This window comes from Stenotrophomonas sp. 2YAF22 (assembly GCF_052114665.1).
Classification (GTDB): domain Bacteria; phylum Pseudomonadota; class Gammaproteobacteria; order Xanthomonadales; family Xanthomonadaceae; genus Stenotrophomonas; species Stenotrophomonas indicatrix.
On sequence record NZ_JBFRFE010000898.1, the window covers coordinates 1 to 1,167 of the forward strand.

General features: G+C 67.4%; 2 protein-coding genes. Both read right to left on the minus strand.

Features of this window, described 5'->3' with window-relative positions; genetic code table 11:
- Window positions 1-71: 71 nt before the first annotated feature.
- Window positions 72-788 carry a haloacid dehalogenase-like hydrolase gene (locus tag AB4Y84_RS22085; RefSeq protein ID WP_442244471.1) on the minus strand — a complete coding sequence of 239 codons (717 nt, stop codon included), beginning with the start codon at window positions 786-788 and terminating at the stop codon, window positions 72-74.
- Window positions 785-1,167 (minus strand): indole-3-glycerol phosphate synthase TrpC (locus AB4Y84_RS22090; RefSeq protein WP_442250988.1); only part of this gene is annotated, 383 nt, incomplete at its 5' end. The genes AB4Y84_RS22085 and AB4Y84_RS22090, both read right to left, overlap by 4 nt.

Below are 1,167 nucleotides of genomic sequence, written 5' to 3' on the forward strand. Positions count from 1 at the left end.
GAAGGGGATGCAAGGTTGCCGGCCAGCGGCCGGCACTACCGGGTCCCTGCCCGGCGGGCTGGCGGGATCGATTACGCCTTGTCGCCACCGCGGTCCGCGCAGCCCCAGTTGAGGATGCGGGTACCGGCCGGCAGCACGCGGCGGAAGAATTCCACCTTGGCCGGCTTCGGGTTGACCACCACCGGCGCTTTCGCCGCCAGCAGCAGCGGGAGATCGGCGGTGCTGTCGGAATAGGCGATGTCGATGTCACCGTAGCCGCGCTCGCGCAGCATGCGCATCTTCTCTTCGTTGTGGCAGTGTCGGGTCGGCCCTACCCCGCCCAGACGCGGCCCCACTTCGGTGCCGATCACCGGCACGTCCTGGTGAGCGACAAAGGCCAGGATCGCGCGGGCCAGCTCCGGCGGCGCACCGGTGGCCACCACCACGCGGTCGCCCTTGGCACGATGCGCGGCGAACACCTCCAGCGCCTGCGGCAACAGCTTGGCGCGCATCTGCGCCTCGTTGCGCAGCACGTAGGCGTCGATCACCTTGTTGAACTCACGCGCGCGGTGCAGGCCGAAGCTGCCGATCCACACATAGACCGAAATGCCGGCACGGCGGGTCGGCAGCATCGCCACCATCGGCCCGGCAATCGGGGTGACCAGCAGCGCCGCCAGCATCCGCAGCGGGTTGCGCTTGATCAGCGACGCGAACAGGTGGGTACCCGAATCGCCGTCATACAGGGTGTGGTCGAAGTCGAAGACCACCAGCGGCGCATCCTCGCGCGGCGTTGGATAGTGCGTTTTCATGCTGCGAAGAATAGCTGACGCAGACCCTCGCCCGGCTCTTCCACGCGCATGAAGGCCTCGCCGACCAGGAACGAGTGGATGCCGGCATCGCGCATCAACGCCACGTCCTGCGGGCCGAGAATGCCACTCTCGGTAACCAGCAGGCGGTCGCGCGGCACGGCCAGGCGCATGTCCAACGTGGTCTGCAGCGACACCTCGAAGGTGCGCAGGTTGCGGTTGTTGATGCCGATCATCGGCGCCGGCACCTGCAGCGCACGCTCCAGTTCGTCGATGTCATGCACTTCCACCAGCACGTCCATGCCCAGCGACATCGCCAGTTCGGACAGCGTGGCCAGTTGCGTATCGTCCAGCGCGGCGACGATCAACAGGATGCAGTCGG

What these genes read in the sequence shown, in the direction of transcription:
- AB4Y84_RS22085 (WP_442244471.1), bottom strand. Translation starts at nt 788, where the DNA reads ATGAAAACGCACTATCCAACGCCGCGCGAGGATGCGCCGCTGGTGGTC.